The sequence below is a fragment of the Kangiella sediminilitoris genome (assembly GCF_001708405.1).
GTDB lineage: Bacteria > Pseudomonadota > Gammaproteobacteria > Enterobacterales > Kangiellaceae > Kangiella > Kangiella sediminilitoris.
Genome location: NZ_CP012418.1, coordinates 139,790 through 154,038 on the forward strand (window position 1 = coordinate 139,790; position 14,249 = coordinate 154,038).

Annotated in this window: 14 protein-coding genes and 1 other RNA gene; 7 read left to right on the forward strand and 8 right to left on the reverse strand. The window is 44.3% G+C overall.

Annotation, left to right across the window (positions count from 1 at the left end; genetic code table 11):
• Window positions 1–37 precede the first annotated feature (37 nt).
• The 4 genes from tkt (at window position 38) to fba (ending at window position 5,700) form a co-directional block, all read left to right on the forward strand.
• Window positions 38–2,074, forward strand: coding sequence for a transketolase (gene tkt / locus KS2013_RS00685; RefSeq protein ID WP_068988421.1), 2,037 nt, complete (start codon window positions 38–40; stop codon window positions 2,072–2,074).
• A 105-nt stretch (window positions 2,075–2,179) separates the two neighbouring features.
• The gene (gene gap / locus KS2013_RS00690) at window positions 2,180–3,181 is read left to right on the forward strand and encodes a type I glyceraldehyde-3-phosphate dehydrogenase (protein WP_068988425.1); all 1,002 of its coding nucleotides are present in this window, start codon (window positions 2,180–2,182) and stop codon (window positions 3,179–3,181) included.
• 238 nt (window positions 3,182–3,419) lie between these two features.
• The gene (locus tag KS2013_RS00695) at window positions 3,420–4,598 is read left to right on the forward strand and encodes a phosphoglycerate kinase (protein WP_068988426.1); all 1,179 of its coding nucleotides are present in this window, start codon (window positions 3,420–3,422) and stop codon (window positions 4,596–4,598) included.
• Between the two features lie 37 nt (window positions 4,599–4,635).
• On the forward strand, window positions 4,636–5,700 hold the full coding sequence (gene fba, locus KS2013_RS00700; protein WP_068988427.1) for a class II fructose-bisphosphate aldolase: 1,065 nt from the start codon (window positions 4,636–4,638) through the stop codon (window positions 5,698–5,700).
• A 55-nt stretch (window positions 5,701–5,755) separates the two neighbouring features.
• Here the strand turns inward: fba and serA are convergent, their stop codons facing one another.
• Window positions 5,756–6,988, reverse strand: a complete 1,233-nt coding sequence (gene serA, locus KS2013_RS00705) for a phosphoglycerate dehydrogenase (protein WP_068988431.1) — start codon at window positions 6,986–6,988, stop codon at window positions 5,756–5,758.
• A gap of 226 nt (window positions 6,989–7,214) precedes the next feature.
• On the opposite strand from serA, the gene KS2013_RS00710 reads away from it, so the two are divergent.
• The 3 genes from KS2013_RS00710 (at window position 7,215) to prsR (ending at window position 10,942) form a co-directional block, all read left to right on the forward strand.
• Entirely contained in the window at window positions 7,215–7,478 is a 264-nt protein-coding gene (locus tag KS2013_RS00710; protein ID WP_068988433.1) for an acyl carrier protein, read from the forward strand.
• Window positions 7,479–7,593: 115 nt separating this feature from the next.
• Window positions 7,594–9,576 (forward strand): XrtA/PEP-CTERM system histidine kinase PrsK, encoded by a 1,983-nt coding sequence (gene prsK / locus KS2013_RS00715; protein ID WP_068988435.1) that lies wholly within the window; start codon window positions 7,594–7,596, stop codon window positions 9,574–9,576.
• Between the two features lie 13 nt (window positions 9,577–9,589).
• Window positions 9,590–10,942, forward strand: coding sequence for a PEP-CTERM-box response regulator transcription factor (gene prsR, locus KS2013_RS00720; RefSeq protein WP_068988437.1), 1,353 nt, complete (start codon window positions 9,590–9,592; stop codon window positions 10,940–10,942).
• On the opposite strand, the gene KS2013_RS00725 is transcribed toward prsR, so the two are convergent.
• The 7 genes from KS2013_RS00725 to zapB form a co-directional block, all read right to left on the reverse strand.
• Entirely contained in the window at window positions 10,939–11,421 is a 483-nt protein-coding gene (locus KS2013_RS00725; protein WP_068988439.1) for a hypothetical protein, read from the reverse strand. The two genes, prsR and KS2013_RS00725, sit on opposite strands and share 4 nt — an antisense overlap.
• Before the next feature lie 170 nt (window positions 11,422–11,591).
• Window positions 11,592–12,251, reverse strand: coding sequence for a ribose-5-phosphate isomerase RpiA (gene rpiA, locus KS2013_RS00730; protein WP_068988440.1), 660 nt, complete (start codon window positions 12,249–12,251; stop codon window positions 11,592–11,594).
• Window positions 12,251–12,715, reverse strand: a complete 465-nt coding sequence (locus KS2013_RS00735) for an EVE domain-containing protein (RefSeq protein ID WP_068988441.1) — start codon at window positions 12,713–12,715, stop codon at window positions 12,251–12,253. The genes rpiA and KS2013_RS00735 overlap by 1 nt, the downstream gene beginning before the upstream one ends.
• A gap of 80 nt (window positions 12,716–12,795) precedes the next feature.
• Window positions 12,796–13,401 carry a 5-formyltetrahydrofolate cyclo-ligase gene (locus KS2013_RS00740; RefSeq protein ID WP_068994251.1) on the reverse strand — a complete coding sequence of 202 codons (606 nt, stop codon included), beginning with the start codon at window positions 13,399–13,401 and terminating at the stop codon, window positions 12,796–12,798.
• A non-coding RNA gene (gene ssrS, locus KS2013_RS00745) (6S RNA) lies at window positions 13,401–13,581 on the reverse strand. Before ssrS ends, KS2013_RS00740 begins: the two co-directional genes overlap by 1 nt.
• Window positions 13,582–13,596: 15 nt before the next feature.
• Entirely contained in the window at window positions 13,597–13,926 is a 330-nt protein-coding gene (locus KS2013_RS00750; RefSeq protein ID WP_068988443.1) for a cell division protein ZapA, read from the reverse strand.
• Between the two features lie 81 nt (window positions 13,927–14,007).
• The gene (gene zapB, locus KS2013_RS00755) at window positions 14,008–14,205 is read right to left on the reverse strand and encodes a cell division protein ZapB (protein WP_068988446.1); all 198 of its coding nucleotides are present in this window, start codon (window positions 14,203–14,205) and stop codon (window positions 14,008–14,010) included.
• Between the last annotated feature and the right edge of the window lie 44 nt (window positions 14,206–14,249).

The window sequence follows — 14,249 nt, forward strand, 5'->3', positions numbered from 1 at the left end:
TAAAAATTGCGGCCCTATCACATCATTAGGAGATTCGATGCCCACTTCTGGTAATGACACGCCAAGTCGTTTTCAATTAGCTAATGTTATCCGTGCACTGAGCATGGACGCTGTCCAAAAAGCCAAGTCAGGTCACCCTGGCGCTCCCATGGGGATGGCAGATATCGCTCAGGTTCTATGGGGCGACTACCTAAAGCATAATCCAACTAATCCTCATTGGATGAATCGTGATCGTTTCGTGATGTCTAACGGCCATGGCTCAATGCTGGTTTATTCGCTATTACACCTCACAGGTTACAATATCGGTATTGAAGATCTTAAAAATTTTAGACAACTTCATTCAAAAACACCGGGCCATCCTGAATATGGTTATACGCCTGGTGTTGAAACGACCACTGGACCACTGGGTCAGGGCATTGCGAATGCCGTGGGTTTTGCAATTGCTGAAAAAACTTTAGCTGCGCAATTTAATCGACCCGGCCACAATATCATCGATCACTATACGTATGCGTTTATGGGTGATGGCTGCATGATGGAAGGTATTTCGCATGAAGTATGTTCATTAGCCGGAACCTTGGGACTGGGTAAGCTCATCGCTTTCTGGGATGACAATGGTATTTCGATAGACGGAGAAGTGGACGGTTGGTTCTCTGACGATACACCTAAGCGTTTCGAGTCTTATGGCTGGCATGTTATTGCAGATGTTGATGGCCATGATCCTGATGCGATCAAACAGGCGATTGAAGAAGCCCGTGCTGATAGTGAGCGTCCAACCTTGATCTGTTGTAGAACAGTGATTGGTTTTGGTTCGCCGAATAAACAGGGTAAAGAATCCTGTCATGGTGCGCCGCTGGGCGATGATGAAATTGAGCTGGCTCGTAAAGAATTAAACTGGACACATGGTCCATTTGAAGTCCCTGCCGATGTAGCTAAGGCATGGGATAAGCGTGATGTTGGCCAAAAACTTGAAAGTGACTGGGATCAGAAGTTTATTGCTTACCGCGAAGCTCATCCTGAGCTGGCTGATGAGTTGAAGCGTCGCATGGATAAGCGTCTACCAAATAACTTCGACCAAGAAGCGGAAAAATATATTAAGCAATTGCAGGAGGAAGGTCCTGTCGTTGCTAGCCGTAAAGCATCACAGATGGCGCTGAATGCTTACGCGCCATTGTTACCAGAGATGTTGGGTGGCTCAGCGGATCTTGCAGGTTCAAACCTGACCATCAATGAGCAATCAAAAGCCATCACAGCAAAAGACGCCAGCGGTAACTACCTGTATTACGGGGTTCGTGAGTTTGGTATGTGCGCCATAATGAATGGTATGGCACTGCACGGCGGGCTAATGCCGTACGGCGGCACTTTCCTGATTTTCATGGAGTATGCGCGTAACGCGGTCCGAATGGCTGCATTAATGAAGCAACAGTCAATTTACGTGTTCACTCATGACTCTATTGGTCTGGGGGAAGATGGTCCAACTCACCAGCCAGTTGAGCAGCTAGCTAACCTGCGTACTACGCCTAACTGTTCGGTATGGCGTCCTTGTGACGCAGTGGAAACTGCAGTGGCCTGGAAATCAGCGATCGAACGTCGCGATGGACCAACGGCATTAAGTTTAAGTCGCCAGGGATTACCGCATCAGACGCGTACTGATGAACAACTGGCGAATATCGCAAAAGGTGCCTATGTGCTTATCGACAGTGACGATGAGCCAGAGTTGATTTTGATAGCAACGGGCTCAGAGGTTGGGCTGGCAGTAGACGTCGCAGCGGAGCTTAAGAAAAAAGGTAAGCAGGTTCGCGTTGTGTCTATGCCATCAACGGATAAGTTCGATGCTCAGGATGCGGCCTATAAAGAAAGCGTATTGCCAGCAGATGTGCCTGCTCGAATCGCTATTGAAGCGGGAATCGCAGACTACTGGTACAAGTATGTTGGCCTGGAAGGGCAAATTGTTGGTATGACAAGCTTTGGCGAGTCAGCACCAGCAGGAGATTTATTTGAGCATTTCGGTTTTACAGTTGAGAACATTCTTTCTGTAGCTGAAGACATGTTAGAAGAAGGTGGCTTACTGGATTAATTACAACGAGTCGGGAAGCACCCATGAAAGAATACTGAATCATGGAGCTGACCTGCTTAGAGTGATTTTAATACTAAGCCCAGACTGCAAATTTTGGAGAAGCAAATGACAGTTAAAGTAGCAATTAATGGTTATGGTCGTATCGGTCGTACAGCGTTACGTGCAATTTATGAACACGGTTATCGTGATCGCATTGAAGTAGTTGCAATAAACTCTTCACATCCAGCTGAAACAACTAAGCACTTAACCAAATACGATACAACTCACGGTCGTTTTAACGCGGACGTTTCTACGGACGGTGAATACCTGATCGTTAATGGTGACAAAATTAAGTTGTACGCTGAGCGTAACCCGGAATTGATCCCTTGGGGCGATCAGGACGTAGACGTTGTATTTGAATGTACAGGCGTATTTAAAGATCAGGCAGGTGCTTCGAAACACTTCAAAGGCGGTGCAAAGAAAGTTCTTATATCAGCACCAGGCGCAGAAGACGTTGATGCAACCGTGGTATTCGGTGTTAACGATGACATCTTAAAACCAGAGCACCGTGTGGTTTCAAATGCATCTTGTACTACTAACTGCCTTGCACCACTAGCGAAAGTTTTAAACGATAGTGTAGGGATTGAGTCGGGTCTGGTAAACACGATCCACGCTTACACTAACGACCAGAAATTGATCGATAATCAGCACAAAGATTTGCGTCGTGCTCGAGCAGCAGCGCAAAGCATCATCCCAACAAAGACGGGTGCTGCCAAAGCTGTAGGATTAGTTCTACCAGAACTGAACGGCAAAATGGACGGTTTCGCTATGCGTGTACCGACTATCAACGTATCGTGCGTTGACCTGACATTCAAAGCTGGCCGTGACACAAGCGTTGAAGAAATTAACGAAATCGTTAAGAAAGCAGCAGACGGTCACGTCCTTTGCTACAACGATGAACCATTAGTTTCTATAGACTTCAACCACAGCCCAGCATCGTCAACGTTTGATGAAGGCCAAACTCGTGTCATGGGTGGCAACCTGATAAAAGTTGTGACCTGGTATGATAATGAGTGGGGTTTCAGCAACCGTATGTTAGATGTTGCCATCAAGATGATGAGCGTCTAACGTCCTATTTTGAATTTATGCTTTGTTGCAAGTATTTTGCCCAATGCTCATGTGTCAATTAGCACACTCCGCTTGTTCAAAATACTTGCGCCGCGCCTAAATACCAAAATAGCTTGTTAGATTGTTACTAGTCGGGTGTGTTTTACGCACCTGAATAATTAAAATAAAAAGGCTTTTTTCGGAAAGTCTTTTTTGTTATTTAAAGATTTAATAATTTACTGATAAAGGTTCTGAAAACATGAACGTTTTAAGAATGTCTGATTTGGATCTTGAGGGTAAGCGAGTTCTTATTCGTGAGGATCTGAATGTGCCAGTGAAAGATGGCAAAATTACCAGTGATGTTCGAATCCAGGCATCGCTTCCGACCATTAAATTAGCGTTGGAGAAAGGCGCTAAAGTGATGGTGATGTCACACCGAGGTCGTCCGACAGAAGGTGTCTTGACCGAAAAAGACTCAATGAAAATCATCGCCGATTATCTGGATAATTTGCTAGACGTACCTGTGCGATTGGTTAGCGAATACCTGAAAGGTGTTGACGTTGAGCAGGGCGAGGTCGTCATCTTTGAAAACGTTCGTTGTAACGTTGGTGAGAAAGCAAACGATGAACGTTTATCTAAAATGTATGCCAGCCTTTGTGATGTGTTCGTAAATGATGCATTTGGTACAGCGCACCGTGCACAGGCTTCGACTCATGGCGTCGCTAAGTTTGCACCAGTCGCGTGTGCCGGACCTTTATTGGCTGGTGAGCTGGAAGCATTAGGCAAAGCATTGGATAATCCGGCGCGCCCAATGGTGGCCATTGTCGGTGGTTCGAAAGTGTCTACTAAGTTAACGGTCCTGGACTCGCTTTCAACAGTCGTTGATCAGCTAATCGTTGGTGGCGGTATTGCTAATACCTTCATAGCGGCGACTGGTAAACCAGTAGGTAAGTCGCTGTGCGAGGAAGACTTGATTCCTGAAGCAAAGCGTTTGATTGAGCAGGCGCAGGCTAAAGGTGGCGAGATTCCTGTACCGGTAGATGTGGTAACGGGTAAAGAGTTTTCTGAAAGCGCGACAGCTGAGACTAAGTCGGTCGATGAGGTCACAGAAGATGATATGATCTTTGATATTGGCCCTAAGTCAGCAGAGCACTTAGCGGAAATTTTAAAAGAAGCAAAAACTATCGTCTGGAATGGTCCAGTGGGTGTTTTTGAGTTCGATCAATTTGGAGCTGGTACAGAAGCGATTTCTAAAGCAATTGCTGAAAGTGATGCGTTCTCCATCGCTGGTGGTGGCGATACGCTGGCAGCTGTAGATAAATACGGTATTAAAGACAAGGTATCTTATATTTCAACGGGTGGTGGTGCTTTCCTTGAGTTTCTTGAAGGGAAAGAATTACCAGCAGTTGCGATACTCGTTGAAAGAGCAAATAATTAATAGATTAAACAGGTCAACAGTTTAAGAGGATAACAACATGGCATTAATTACATTACGCCAGTTACTGGATCATGCGGCAGAGCACGATTACGGTATTCCGGCATTTAACGTGAATAACCTGGAGCAGATGCGTGCGGTCATGCAGGCTGCAGATGAAACTGATAGTCCTGTTATCGTTCAAGCATCAGCTGGTGCTCGTAAATATGCAGGTTCAAATTTCTTACGTCACTTGATCTTGGCTGCAACTGAAGAATTCCCGCATATTCCAGTATGTATGCACCAGGATCACGGTGCGTCTCCGGCAGTTTGTCAGCAATCAATTCAACTAGGCTTTTCATCAGTGATGATGGACGGCTCGCTTGAAGAAGACATGAAAACTCCAGCAAGCTACGAGTATAATGCTCGAGTAACTAAACTAGCAGTGGATATGGCCCACGCCTGCGGTGTTTCAGTAGAGGGTGAGCTTGGCTGCCTAGGTTCGCTGGAAACAGGTATGGCTGGCGAAGAAGACGGCTCTGGCGCAGAAGGTAAATTAAGTATGGATCAGTTGCTGACAGATCCGGAAGAAGCAGCACAGTTCGTAAAGGATACGGGTGTCGATGCCTTGGCTATTGCTATCGGTACGTCGCATGGTGCTTATAAATTTACACGTCCACCAACAGGTGATGTGTTATCAATTAAGCGCATCAAAGAGATCCATGAGCGTATTCCTGATACTCATCTTGTGATGCATGGTTCTTCGTCAGTACCACAGGACTGGTTATCAGTGATTAATGAGTACGGCGGTGACCTGGGTGAGACGTATGGTGTGCCAGTTGAAGAAATTCAGGAAGGTATCAAGCACGGTGTTCGTAAGGTAAACATCGATACTGATCTGCGTTTAGCGGCGACGGGTGCGGTGCGAAAATTCTTGAAGCACAACCCAAAAGAGTTTGACCCACGTAAATACAACCGTGCAGCGCAAGATGCGATGCAGGCGATCTGTAAATCTCGTTATGAAGCGTTTGGTACGGCTGGTAATGCTAGCAAGATCAAACCAATCAACATGGAACAGATGGCATTAGATTATAAAGCGGGAAAGTTAGATCCTCGCGTTAAATAATCTTTATCCTGGATCAAAAAAAGCCAGCATTTCAGCTGGCTTTTTTTATGAGTAATTAATACAAAATCCTAGCTCGAATGGTGCCTTCAATCTGACGCATTTTATCCAACGCTGTCTGACTCGAGCCTTCCTCGATATCTGTCACCACATAACCCAGTTCACCTTGGGTCTGTAAATATTGGCCGGAAATATTAACGTTATTTTCAGAGAGGATTTGGTTTATCTGAGTAAGGACACCCGGACGGTTCTGGTGGATATGAAGTATGCGATGGCGATTGTCATGCTCCGGCAAAGACACCTGCGGGAAGTTAACAGCGGACATAGTAGAGCCATTATTACTGTACTTGACCAACTTGTCGGCGACTTCGATGGCGATATTTTCCTGAGCTTCCTGTGTGCTGCCACCAATATGCGGTGTTAGGATGACGTTATCGAACTGTCGTAGTGGTGAGACAAACTCTTCGGTATTAGACTTTGGTTCGGTCGGGAAAACATCAATAGCAGCGCCTGCCAGATGCTTATCTTCCAAGGCCTTAGCCAGTGCATCAATATCAACCACGGTGCCGCGTGAAGCGTTAATCAAAATGCTGTCCTGCTTCATTTGGGCAATTTGCTCAGCACCTATCATGCCCTTTGTTTCCGGAGTTTCTGGAACATGCAAACTGATGACATCAGAAGTAGATAGCAATTCATTAAGCTCTGCAACCGGCTCGGCATTACCTAATACCAGCTTATTTTCGATATCGAAAAAACGGACTTTCATGCCAATGCCTTCAGCTAGGACACTGAGCTGGGTTCCGATATGGCCATAACCTATTATACCGAGGGTTTTTCCACGAGCCTCATTGGACTGAGTTGCTGTTTTTAACCATTCGCCCCGATGAGCCGCAGCATTTTTTGCAGGAATACCGCGTAGCAGCATAATCATTTCACCCAGAACCAGCTCAGCAACACTGCGAGTATTAGAATAAGGAGCATTGAAAACGGGTATTCCTTTGTTTTGTGCCGCTTCTAGGTCCACCTGGTTAGTACCGATACAGAAGCAGCCAATGGCAACTAGCTTTTTAGCATGTTCTAACACGTTGGCATTAAGCTGACTACGCGAGCGAATCCCAATAAAGTGGTAATCACCAATTGTAGATATCAACTCATCCTGTGATAGGGCAGTTTTGTGGTAGGTAACATTCCTATAGCCATCTTTCTGAAATATGGTTTCAGCTATTGGGTGAACACCTTCCAGTAGCAGCACTTTTAAGTTGTCTTTATCAAAAGAGTTATTGGTTTGCATGGCCGTCCGTCGTTGCACCTTGGGTCTTGTGGTTATACCAGTAAAGAATTCTATTTAAGCAAAACCAAAAAGGGAGTGGAAGGGTTGATACGAATTATTCTACCGGTATGACAAAAAAGGTGTTTGTATCGAGAGTTTTTGCTACAATTTGCCGCCCCCAGCTCTGAAAAGCTGGGTTTGTTGTTCTTAAGACCCGAGTCCGGGGGTTTGTTGAGGAGATTGCCATATGGCATATGACGTAAATATCAATAAAATGATTGAGTTACTGAGTGATACTCTATCGCTGTCAGAGGACGAGCTAACAGCTGAGACTCAGCTTATTGGTAATTTGCCTGAATTTGATTCCATGGCTATTGTTTCGATACTAATGCAGATTGAAGAAACTTTTGGTATTGAGATACCTGATGATGAGCTGTCAGGCGAAGTATTTGAGACCGTACAGTCTTTAACAGAGTTTGTCGAAATACAACAGGCAGCAACTGCCATCTAATCCTTTCCCCATTGCTATTTGATAGCAACTATACTATTGATTTGTAAGGCGTTAATAGTGGATCTTTAGCGCTAATTCTTTTATAACAAAGATTCACTCAAAAAAAGAATATACCATGGCAGGTTTCATCGCCAGTATTGTCCTGGCAGCATACTTATTCATCTTGACCCTGATGCGGTGGCGTCGTATTGGGCTGTTCTGGCCATTGATGATAATTGCTGTAACCTTAGCTATCTGGAGTGGCGCAAAGCTACTGGAAGATTCTCATCAGTTATCATTCTGGATGGTCGAATGGGTACGGCTATTTGGTTTCTTTGTTACTCTGGCTCTATTCGTGTGGAAGTTTGCCAGACCAAACATATGGGTCAATGTCGCGGCCTCCGGTGTTTTAATGGCATGGCTGGGCTTGCAATGGGTTGAATTAGGAGAGCTATCCGACCTGATTAATCCAGGATTTGCCGGTCTGGTGCTTTTGTTACTTCTGCATATTGTCGAGATTGCTGGAAATCAGTTTGCCGAAACCTATCGTAAGGAGATAGCTAGTCTGGCGGGTGCGATAGGCTTTATTCTGGTCTGGGACCTGTTATGCATGCTGATCTTCATGCTGGATACAACCCGCACGCCTGAAGTTCTGGATATTTCTCGCTCGATTGTCACAGCATTGGCAGTGACCTTCAGTATTATTCATTTACAAGGGATTGAGCATAGCCGTTTCCAGCTAAATGAAAGCTTGCCTAGGTATCGTCCTGAGAGCGGTCTAAACATCTTCGCTATTTATTGCTGGATAGCCGTAGTTGGCTATATTTTGATTGAAATAACCACTCGAAATTCAGAGCTGGCTCTTGCGTTTTTACTGACTGGGGGCGTTGGCTTCGTAATATTGGCCTATAAGAAGCGCTTCTTTGGGCAGCTGAAAATCCTTTACAGAAAAATCTTCTCATCCTATAAATATGATTATCGTGAAAGCTGGATCCGCTTTAACCGGGCACTCGATGAAGCTAATGTCACTGGCAATTATTACCAGCTGTCGATTAAAGCAATCGGTAACATCATTGACAGTCCGGCTGGGAAGTTATGGAGCTTACGAAATGATAAATTTGCGTTTGTGGATCACTGGGAGTCACCACTATCAGACGATATGAGCTACCAGCTGCCGACATCCCTAACGCAATTTATAGAGAACACAAACTGGGTAATCGATACTCAGGAGTACCAAAAGGATAAAACGATTTATCAGGGTTTGGATATCGATATGAGCGAAGCGGTATTCCGCTATCATCGAATTTTCATACCACTGAGGCGGAACGATGAGCTGATAGGGATTGTTGGACTGGCAGCAAGTCATAGTAAACCGATTCTGAACTGGGAGGATCATGATTTACTAAAAGCTGCAGGTCTTCAGATGGCTAGCTATCTAGCGATGTTTGAAGCGACAACGCAAATTTATGAGCAGAGACATTTTGATGCTTTCAACCGTATTTCTGCTTTTGTGGTGCATGACATAAAGAATGTAACGGCCCAGCTTGAGTTGATTACACATAACGCTGAGCGTTACCGGGATAATCAGGAATTCATTGACGATGCATTTGAAACAGTGGCAAGTGCGACAAACAGACTTAATAAGATGTTATCTCAACTGAAAAGAGGGCGTGCAGGCTCAGAATTAAAGAAATTCTGCAATCTGAAATTAATTGTTGAGGCATTCATGGAGACAGCAGAACGGGCCAGGCTAACTGGTGATATTCCGGATGTTGATGTTGTTGGGGACAAAGATGCATTGCTAAACATTATTCAACATTTGCATCAAAATGGTTTGGAGGCCAGTGAAGCGGATGCTGAGGTGACGCACCGAATTGAGCTGAAAGAAGGACAGGTTCATTGGCATATCCATGATAAAGGGACTGGCATGGATAGTGATTTCATGAGAAAACAATTATTTAAGCCGTTTGCGACCACCAAAGGGAATGCTGGTATTGGAATTGGTGTTTATCAATGCCGCTATTTGCTACAAAGCTTTGGCGGTGATTTAATTATCCATAGTGAAGTCAATCAAGGGACACACTGTATTGCGATTTTAAGGTCTCCTGAAGGAGATTAGAGGAGTAGGGAATATGACACAGAACAAGCCTGAACTATTAGTCATTGAAGACGACAAAGGGTTACAGAAGCAACTTAAATGGTCGCTGGATGAATATCACGTAGTATTGGCTGAAGATAAGGATACCTCTTTGGTAGAGCTACGCCGCTTTCAACCGAAAGTTATTACGCTAGATTTGGGACTTCCACCCGATCCGGCTAATGCCTCGGTCGGTCTTGAGTTATTGGATGAAATTTTAAAGTTATCTCCTTCCAGTAAAATTATTGTTGTCACTGGTAATGATCAGCGAGAAGTGGCAATGAAGTCGGTAGAAATGGGAGCGTATGATTATTATCAAAAACCAATTCAGCCAGAAGAATTAAAGCTGATCATAAAACGAGCATTTGAGCTTGCCAGTTTAGAAGAAGAAAGCCGAGTATACAGGCGCAATGAAAATATGCGTTTCCATGGGGTGGTGGCTACCAGTCCATTAATGCTGAGTGTTTGTCAAAAAATAGAAAAAGTAGCCCCAACCGATCTGAATGTTTTGCTTGAAGGTGACAGTGGTACGGGCAAAGAAGTCTTAGCACGAGCAATCCATAGCATTAGTCCACGACAAGAAAAACCATTCGTTCACCTTAACTGTGCGGCTATCCCTGAAAATCTGTTAGAAACGGAATTGTTTGGTTATGATGCTACTGGCTTTAGCGAGAATAAATCTACCAGCAAGGGTAAGATTGAAGAAGCTAATACAGGCGTGTTATTCCTCGATGAAGTCGGGAAAATGCCAATGTCAGTACAGGCAAAATTAATGCGAGTATTGAATGATGGTGTTGTCGCTCGTGTAGGTAGTCGTGAAGAGAAAAAAGTCGATATCCGAGTAATTTGTTCAACACATGAAGACTTAAATCAAAAAGTGCAGGAAGGGAAGTTCCGAGAGGATTTATTTTATAAACTGGACGAGATTAATATTAAAGTTCCGGTTTTGGCAGAACGTGATGGGGATGTTGTATTAATTGCGCGAACCCTACTAAATAAATTTAACCAACAGTTTGGACGAAATATTCGAGGCTTCACTAAAGAGGCGGTGCAGGCAATGGAGGCTTATTCGTGGCCTGGCAATGTCAGAGAGCTGGAAAATAAAATTAAAAGCGCTGTGGTGATGTCTGAGAGCAGTCAAATTGGTGCAGAAGAATTACAGATAGACGAATCACAACTGCGTGAAATGCCTCTGAACTTGAGGCAGGTAAGAGAAGCAGCGGAAACTCGTGCAATTCAGCGAGCAATCGTTTTATCGGATGGGAATATTTCACAAGCAGCTAAGTTGCTAGGGTTAACACGTCCTACGCTGTATAGCTTGATGGACAAGTACAGCATCCACTCCTAACTGAGCAACTGACTGGTCAGCTGGAATAAACTGCCGAGGCAGACTACGAATATACTAAACATTAACATTCTGTAGTTTGCCTGCTGATAATGTTCAGTAGTGCTTCGTGCTTTAGTGTTCTGTTGGCGCATCTTTCTGACGACTTCAAGGCGATTGGCATTTTGAGCTGGCCGGTTGCGTTCACGGCTGTCGAATAACCCGTTGAGATAGCTCTCGTATTCTGAGCACTCATGTAATTTAGCGTAACCATTTTTCAAACGATAAGCCTGCCATGCCAGCAAACTGCAGCCAAAAATCAAATGCATTGCTCCGATGTAGCTTAAATAATGTGGTTGCAGAAGCATATCCCATGAAAAGGGTTTTGGGACAAAGAACCACCAGTATAGTCCAATGGTGATTAAATAAATAAGAATTAAATGGTATAACGCAAACTTTCCCTTGCCCATTGGCGTTGGCGGTAACTGAAAAGATTGGGACATGGGTATACTGTATAAAGTCTCATTAGTGGCGATATGAAGAGACAGATAATAACCTTTTTAAGCCATGATAACTGCCAAGGGAATCATGTTTCCAGGCAAAGCCTGTGAAGATAGAGATGTTGGGACTTCCTCCTCATAATCAGGAGGAAGTCAGAGGGTTGGGGTTGAGGCTAGCGAGTAATGGTCTCTACAGTATCCTGCTTACCAAGCAAGAGTACATCGGCAGCACGTTCTGCGAATAGGCCGTTTGTTACAACGCCTACTATATTATTCAGAATACGTTCTAGTTTGATCGGCTCATTTATCTCAAGACTGTGAACATCAAGAATAACGTTACCGTTATCCGTGACAAATCCAGTGCGATAAACTGGGTCACCACCTAATTTAACGATCTCGCGGGCAACATAACTGCGCGCCATTGGTATAACTTCTACCGGAAGAGGGAATTCACCTAGACGGCGAACCAGCTTAGACTCGTCGGCAATACAAATAAATCGTTCGGCTACTGCGGCAATGATTTTTTCACGGGTTAAAGCTCCCCCTCCGCCCTTAATTAGCTCAAGTAAATGATTTGACTCATCAGCGCCGTCGACATATACCGGGATACGGTCCACTTCGTTTAGTTCAAAAACCTCGATGCCATGACTTTTCAGGCGTTCGGTTGAAGCTTCAGAGCTGGACACTGCGCCCTTAATGGTTTGTTTAATCTTGGCGAGTTCATCTATGAAATAGTTGACGGTTGAACCAGTTCCTACACCTACGATACTGCCATCTTCGACATACTCGATAGCAGCTTTACCAACTAGAGCTTTTAATTCATCCTGAGTCATTACTGATCCTCAATACTTAAAATAAAATCCCACTCATTTTTTTCAATGGGCATTATAGATAGACGGTTTCCTTTTTGTACTAGGCGCATATTGGAAAGTTCAGGATATGACTTGAGCTCATCCAATGGAATTTCACGCTTCAAGTCTCGAACATGTTTGACGTCAACCATATACCATCGTGGATTGTCAGGATTGCTTTTAGGATCGTAATACTTTTCGTCCGGGTCAAAAGCGGTATGATCCGGGTAGCCTTCTTTAGTTACTTCCATAATTCCCACTATTGCGGGTGGCTTACAGTTTGAATGGTAGAAAAATACCTGGTCGCCTACTTTCATATCATCACGCATCATATTGCGAGCTTGATAATTGCGAACACCATCCCAGTGATCGGTTTGATTAGGTAGTGCTTTGAGATGTTCTATACCAAAAACATCCGGCTCAGACTTCATTAACCAATAGGCCATAATACTATTTCTGTTGGGTTATTGATGAGCCAAGTATAAAACAAGGTGGCTAAAATTGTTAGGGGCCTTTGAAGTGTAGCTTATTCTTTTGGGAATCGGTGATAATTATTGGGAGTAATCACGGCGTCCATCTGTAAATCCCATTTATCTGTAGGGACTTGAGGTACTTTTTGCAGGTTATATGCCAAACCGACCAGCAGAGGATTACCTGTCTGGTTCTGGCTAACGTCGGCAAAGGTGGTATCGTAATAACCTCCCCCCATACCCAGTCTGTTACCGTCTTTATCAAAAGCTACCAATGGCATAAAGACCAGAGATAAATCGGTTGGTTTGACAGCCTCGCTATGATCAGCAATTGGCTCGGGGATACCGAATTGTCCCTTTTCAACGGAATCACTACCACTGTAAGGCAAAAACAGCATCTCACGCTTCTTAGTAGAAACGATCTTTGGTACAAAACATTTTTTACCTTGTGACAGGGCGTACTCGATAATGGGAAGGCAGCTGATTTCACCGCCAGTAGGTAGGTAGAAGGCGATATTGTCATGCTCTTCGATCAATTGGGATTGCGATACGTGGCCCAGTAGAGCAATAGCTGATCGTTGCATAAACGGCGAGGTAAGAGCCTGCCGCTCATGTTTTATTCTTGCACGAATATAGTTTTTTTGCGCAACAAATTCGTTCATAAAAACCCAGACTGCCGTTGTAGGTAATAGCCCTGAAACCCGGAGTTTCAAGGGGGGAGTCCATGTGCGGGATCAGGCTTTCCGGTCTAAGCGGACTTGCGCAACACCCACATTGAGGAATCCCTAAGTATCAATTATCGGCTCGAGGACGGTCGCTACTGACGAACAGTCCAGGCAAGAGCCAGTATAACAAAGTCAGGGATTGTCCGTCAGCCCTATTTGCTCGCTTTGTTGTAAAGCATCGTCAATTTTTGTTTCAATGAGTTCGATGCGTTGTTTGATCTCGGACGCGTCGGCCGAGTCAAATTTTGGAGTATTTAACAATTCATAACTCAGATTTAGGGCTGCCATAACAGCTATGCGTTCCAAGCCAAGAACTTTTCCCGAGGAGCGTATTTCACGCATACGCTCGTCCAGAAAGCTCGCTGCCTGGAGTAATGTCTGGTGCTCGTCCTCTGGACTCGCGACCTGAAACTCTTTCCCCAGTATCGTAATGTTCACTGGAGCGACATTTGATTTAGCCATATGTCAGCGTTCTCTAATTTCTTTAGTTAATACCCAATTAAATTACCAATATCCCTGGTAATAAATCTTTTTATTTAAAGGTTATAATGATTTTAAACGAGAAATCATTAGATCTATCTGTTTACGAGCCGATTCATTACGGCTCTGCAGACGATCGCGCTCTACTCGTAACTCATTAACCTGTTGGCGCAGTTGTTGGTTCTCGTTATCGATCACATTAAAGCGCGCCAATAAGGCGTCAATTTTTTCTTCTAATTGTTCAAATTGACTGTTGGTCATAACATAATGAGCCGTTATAGCTAGTTACCTAATTTTATTAAAGT

What these genes read in the sequence shown, in the direction of transcription:
- tkt (WP_068988421.1), top strand. Translation starts at nt 38, where the DNA reads ATGCCCACTTCTGGTAATGACACGCCAAGTCGTTTTCAATTAGCTAAT.
- gap (WP_068988425.1), top strand. Translation starts at nt 2,180, where the DNA reads ATGACAGTTAAAGTAGCAATTAATGGTTATGGTCGTATCGGTCGTACA.
- KS2013_RS00695 (WP_068988426.1), top strand. Translation starts at nt 3,420, where the DNA reads ATGAACGTTTTAAGAATGTCTGATTTGGATCTTGAGGGTAAGCGAGTT.
- fba (WP_068988427.1), top strand. Translation starts at nt 4,636, where the DNA reads ATGGCATTAATTACATTACGCCAGTTACTGGATCATGCGGCAGAGCAC.
- serA (WP_068988431.1), bottom strand. Translation starts at nt 6,988, where the DNA reads ATGCAAACCAATAACTCTTTTGATAAAGACAACTTAAAAGTGCTGCTA.
- KS2013_RS00710 (WP_068988433.1), top strand. Translation starts at nt 7,215, where the DNA reads ATGGCATATGACGTAAATATCAATAAAATGATTGAGTTACTGAGTGAT.
- prsK (WP_068988435.1), top strand. Translation starts at nt 7,594, where the DNA reads ATGGCAGGTTTCATCGCCAGTATTGTCCTGGCAGCATACTTATTCATC.
- prsR (WP_068988437.1), top strand. Translation starts at nt 9,590, where the DNA reads ATGACACAGAACAAGCCTGAACTATTAGTCATTGAAGACGACAAAGGG.
- KS2013_RS00725 (WP_068988439.1), bottom strand. Translation starts at nt 11,421, where the DNA reads ATGTCCCAATCTTTTCAGTTACCGCCAACGCCAATGGGCAAGGGAAAG.
- rpiA (WP_068988440.1), bottom strand. Translation starts at nt 12,251, where the DNA reads ATGACTCAGGATGAATTAAAAGCTCTAGTTGGTAAAGCTGCTATCGAG.
- KS2013_RS00735 (WP_068988441.1), bottom strand. Translation starts at nt 12,715, where the DNA reads ATGGCCTATTGGTTAATGAAGTCTGAGCCGGATGTTTTTGGTATAGAA.
- KS2013_RS00740 (WP_068994251.1), bottom strand. Translation starts at nt 13,401, where the DNA reads ATGAACGAATTTGTTGCGCAAAAAAACTATATTCGTGCAAGAATAAAA.
- KS2013_RS00750 (WP_068988443.1), bottom strand. Translation starts at nt 13,926, where the DNA reads ATGGCTAAATCAAATGTCGCTCCAGTGAACATTACGATACTGGGGAAA.
- zapB (WP_068988446.1), bottom strand. Translation starts at nt 14,205, where the DNA reads ATGACCAACAGTCAATTTGAACAATTAGAAGAAAAAATTGACGCCTTA.